Source organism: Micrococcus sp. LASM2_SD2 (assembly GCF_057364565.1).
In genome coordinates, this window is record NZ_JBNFOB010000218.1 from 1 (window position 1) to 3,907 (window position 3,907).

The following is a 3,907-nucleotide window of genomic DNA, read 5'->3' on the forward strand; positions in this document are numbered from 1 at the left end:
CGCTGGGCCTCCGCACGCTGGGCGGCGGCCTTCTCAGCGGCGGCACGCTGCTGGGCGGCGTGGTCCACGGAGGAGGTGCGCTCGATCGGGGTGGCGGAGGAGCCGGCGGCGTCGGCGGCGGTCAGGCCGAGCTGCTTCGAGCAGGAGGGCCAGGCGCCCCAGCCCTGGATGGCCAGGAGCTTCTCGGCGCGGTCGATCTGCTCGGCCTTGGAGGCCTGGTGCGGGTAGCCCTGGCCGCCCACGGCGCGCCACGAGGTCAGGGTGAACTGGACGCCGCCGTAGAAGCCGTTGCCGGTGTTGATGGCCCAGTTGCCACCGGACTCGCACTGGGCGAGGCGGTCCCAGGTGGCCACGGAGGCGGCCTGGGCGGGAGCGGAGATGCCGACGGCGGCGGCGCCGGCGACGGTGAGGCCGGCGGCGAGGGTGGCGGTGGTGCGCTTGGCAGAGGATGCAGTGAAGTTCATGGCGTTGAGGGGGTCGGGTTGCCGCTTCTTCGCCTGTGAGACAGTGCATGTCAGGCAACGGGCCGTCCACCCTGGTTCGGGTCAAGTCCTCCGACGGGCTGGGACGCCGCAGCGGCGCCGTCGACAGGGGGTGATCCGTGGGTCCGCGTGTGAGCGTCCGACACTGTCGGTCACGGTTAGGTCACGAATCGACTACGGAAGAGTCAACGCCTTGAGGAGGGGGGCCGTCAAGTCCGGGGTGCGAATTGGGGAGATCTTGTCTGTGTGGTGGACGAATTGTCCGGCCCAGCGGGTGCTCGCGTCGCTCGTGGAGACGATCTGACGGCCTGAGTGGACCTGTGAGGTCCTTCTGTGCATGGCCCCGATGTGACGCGTGCGGCATCGAAAAGGTCACGGCGTGCCTTCCGCCGGGGCGGGGGTGTACTCGGCGGGGCTGCGCTCGGAGGGCCGCGGGCTGCGCCGAGGCCTGCAGGGATGGGAGACGGGTGGTCGCCCGTGATGTATGCGACACGTTGCATAACTATGCTGTCGGGAGTTAGGCTCGCCGGTGGCGGGCCGCTCGCATGCGGCCAGGCCTCCGCCGAGGCCGTGCCATCGCGAAGAACGTTAGGAGCACTCCAGTGAAGGAACGCATCGTCCTCGCCTACTCGGGCGGTCTGGACACGTCCGTCGCCATCGGCTGGATCGCCGAGGCCACCGGTGCCGAGGTCGTGGCCGTGGCCGTCGACGTGGGCCAGGGCGGCGAGTCCCTCGAGACCGTCCGCCAGCGCGCCCTCGACTGCGGCGCCGTGGAGGCCTACGTGGCCGACGCCCGCGACGAGTTCGCGGAGCAGTACTGCATGCCCACGCTGAAGGCCAACGGCCTGTACATGGACGCCTACCCGTTGGTGTCCGCGATCTCGCGCCCGGTGATCTCCCGTCATCTCGTGGCCGCCGCCCGTCAGTTCGGCGCCTCCACGGTCGCGCACGGCTGTACCGGCAAGGGCAACGACCAGGTGCGCTTCGAGGTCTCCATCCAGACCCTCGGCCCGGACCTGAAGTGCATCGCCCCGGTGCGTGACCTCGCGCTGACCCGGGACAAGGCCATCGACTACGCCGAGCGAAACGAGCTGCCGATCGCCACCACGAAGAAGAACCCGTTCTCGATCGACCAGAACGTGTGGGGCCGCGCCGTGGAGACCGGCTTCCTGGAGGACATCTGGAACGGTCCCACCAAGGATGTGTACGACTACACGGACGACCCGGCCTTCTCCCCGGCGCCGGACGTCGTGACCCTCACCTTCGAGAAGGGCGTCCCGACCGCCGTCGACGGCCGTACCCTGACTCCGCTCAAGGTCATCGAGGAGCTCAACCGTCGCGCCGGCGCCCAGGGTGTGGGCCGCATCGACATCGTCGAGGACCGCCTGGTGGGCATCAAGTCCCGTGAGATCTACGAGGCCCCCGGTGCCATGGCGCTCATCGCCGCGCACAAGGAGCTGGAGAACGTCACGCTCGAGCGCGAGCAGTCGCGCTTCAAGCGGATGGTCTCGGACCGCTGGACCGAGCTGGTCTACGACGGCCAGTGGTTCTCCCCGCTGAAGCAGAACCTGGATGCCTTCATCGACGCCACCCAGGAGCACGTGAACGGGGACATCCGCCTCGAGCTGCACGGCGGCCGAGCCACCGTCCAGGGCCGCCGCTCCGAGACCGGCCTGTACGACTTCAACCTCGCCACCTATGACGAGGGCGACGCGTTCGACCAGTCCTCGGCCCGCGGCTTCATCGACATCTACGGCCTGTCCGCGAAGACCGCCTCGGAGCGTGACCAGCGTCTGGGCGGCACCGCCGACCTGACCGACGTGGCCCGCCTCAGCAACGACTGACGCGTCCGGCCCGGTGACGAGGCGGCTCCGGCGCATCCGCGCGTCGGGCCCGCCTCGTCCCGCATCCCACCATCCCGCGGCCGCGCCCGAGCGCCACGGCCGCATCGACATCATCCTTCAGGAGGGTCCTGTGACCACCCCCGCCGACTCTGCCCGCCACGGCACCAACGAGGGCGCCCTGTGGGGCGGCCGCTTCTCCGGCGGCCCCGCCGACGCGCTGGCCGCCCTGAGCAAGTCCACGGACTTCGACTGGCGCCTGGCCCGCTACGACATCGCCGGCTCCCGTGCCCATGCCCGCGTGCTGCATGCCGCCGGCCTGCTCACCGCCGAGGAGCTGGACGGCATGGTCGCCGCCCTGGACCGGCTCGAGGAGGACGTCGTCTCCGGTGCCTACACCGCCGCAGAGTCGGACGAGGACGTCCACGGTTCCCTCGAGCGCGGCCTCATCGAGCGGGCCGGCCCCGAGCTCGGCGGCAAGCTGCGCGCCGGGCGGTCCCGCAACGACCAGATCGCCACGATGGGCCGCATGTTCCTCCGTGACCACGCGCGCCTGGTGGCCCGTGGCGTCCTCGCCACCATCGATGCGCTGATCGCCCAGGCGGAGGCGCACCCGTACGCCCCCATGCCGGGTCGGACCCACTTGCAGCACGCCCAGCCGGTGCTGCTGTCCCATCATTTGCTGGCCCACGCCTGGCCGCTGCTGCGCGACGTCCAGCGCCTCGCCGACTTCGACCGCCGCGCCGCCGTCTCCCCGTACGGATCCGGCGCCCTCGCGGGGTCCTCGCTCGGGCTCGACCCGGAGGCCGTCGCGGCGGACCTGGGCTTCGACTCGGCGGTCTGGAACTCCATCGACGGCACCGCCGCCCGCGACGTCTACGCGGAGTTCGCCTGGGTCGCCGCGATGATCGGCGTCGACCTGTCCCGCGTGTCCGAGGAGGTCATCTTCTGGGCCACCAAGGAGGCCGGCTTCGTCACCCTGGACGACGCCTTCTCCACCGGCTCGTCGATCATGCCGCAGAAGAAGAACCCGGACGTGGCGGAGCTGGCGCGCGGCAAGTCCGGCCGCCTCATCGGCGACCTCACCGGCCTGCTCGCCACCCTCAAGGGCCTGCCGCTGGCCTACAACCGCGACCTGCAGGAGGACAAGGAACCGGTCTTCGACGCCGCGGAGACCCTCGAGCTGCTGCTCCCGGCCGTCTCCGGGATGATCGCGACGCTCACGTTCCATACGGAGCGCATGGCGGAGCTGGCCCCGCAGGGCTTCGCCCTCGCCACGGACATCGCCGAGTGGCTCGTCCGTCAGGGCGTGCCGTTCCGCGTGGCCCACGAGCTCTCCGGCGAGTGCGTGCAGGTCGCCGAGTCCCGCGGCGTGGAGCTCTGGGACCTGACCGACGAGGAGTTCGCCTCCGTCTCGGAGCACCTGACCCCGCAGGTTCGCGAGGTGCTCTCCACCGAGGGCTCCCTCGACTCCCGTGATGCCCAGGGCGGCACCGCGCCCGCCGCCGTGGCCGCCCAGCTGGAGCGCTGAAGGCCGCGGTGCCGAGGGTCCGTGGCGTTCGCCGACTCGCCGGCTCGGTGGGT

Annotated in this window: 3 protein-coding genes; 2 read left to right on the forward strand and 1 reads right to left on the reverse strand. The window is 71.1% G+C overall.

Annotation, left to right across the window (positions count from 1 at the left end; all coding sequences use genetic code 11):
* Positions 1-464: resuscitation-promoting factor Rpf (gene rpf / locus AC2W7A_RS10230; RefSeq protein WP_485991262.1), on the reverse strand; the 464-nt coding region annotated here is incomplete at its 3' end.
* A gap of 620 nt (positions 465-1,084) precedes the next feature.
* Between rpf and AC2W7A_RS10235 the strand changes: the two genes are divergently transcribed.
* Positions 1,085-2,326: an argininosuccinate synthase gene (locus AC2W7A_RS10235; RefSeq protein WP_485991263.1), complete on the forward strand. Its 1,242-nt coding sequence runs from the start codon at positions 1,085-1,087 to the stop codon at positions 2,324-2,326.
* Between the two features lie 109 nt (positions 2,327-2,435).
* Positions 2,436-3,854, forward strand: coding sequence for an argininosuccinate lyase (gene argH, locus AC2W7A_RS10240; protein ID WP_485991264.1), 1,419 nt, complete (start codon positions 2,436-2,438; stop codon positions 3,852-3,854).
* Positions 3,855-3,907 lie beyond the last annotated feature (53 nt).